The organism is Parendozoicomonas verongulae, from assembly GCF_009711465.1.
Taxonomy (GTDB): domain Bacteria; phylum Pseudomonadota; class Gammaproteobacteria; order Pseudomonadales; family Endozoicomonadaceae; genus Sansalvadorimonas; species Sansalvadorimonas verongulae.
Window position 1 is genome coordinate 1 of the sequence record NZ_SMME01000572.1, and the last position, 639, is coordinate 639.

Sequence of the window (639 nt, forward strand, 5' to 3'; positions counted from 1 at the left end):
AGACAGTTATTGGCTCATATGACTGCATAACTGGGTACTTAACCTTCAAACAGCGCTGTTTGTGCTCCTGACTCATTTTGAACCTTTGTTCCCTCACCACCATCCATAAGTACCCGGACCATTGCTTTACGAACACTCCCAGATATAACTGCTATTAGGCTTATTTAAAGTATGGATATAACGCCAAACTACGGGAAAGGCAGCCAATCCCGACAGACGCATCCTCCTTTCAGACCAAGCTATTCAAGTGGGCCTAAGCTTTATGTCCACAGAAAACAAGGTTCTCCAGCCTCAGGAAGTGCTAATAACTCTGAACGCCGTCAACTTCCACAACGGTGTTCCCAGCACTACCCGGCTCAATCTCATGTAAAGACATATCCCGACATAGATAATGCCTTCACTCTTTTGAAAACCAACCCCAAAAGCGCATTAGATGAGGCCGAGACACTGTTTAAAAAATACGAGGGAGACTCACAACGATATGCTCGGGTTGTGCAATTAAAAGCCAGATCTTTGTTTCTTCTTGAAAATTTTAAGGGGTGTATTGAGTACGTCGAATCTCTTTCCAGAGGGTTGCAAAATAATAAAGGAGTGATGATGGCAAAAGGGAGAGCTTTACAGGCAAGAGGCCATTTAATG

The 639-nt window shown here is 43.8% G+C and carries 1 protein-coding gene; it reads left to right on the top strand.

Features of this window, described 5'->3' with window-relative positions:
* Positions 1-171: 171 nt before the first annotated feature.
* Positions 172-639, top strand: a 468-nt coding sequence (locus tag E1189_RS24775; protein WP_230459974.1) for a hypothetical protein, incomplete at its 3' end; no start/stop codon positions are given.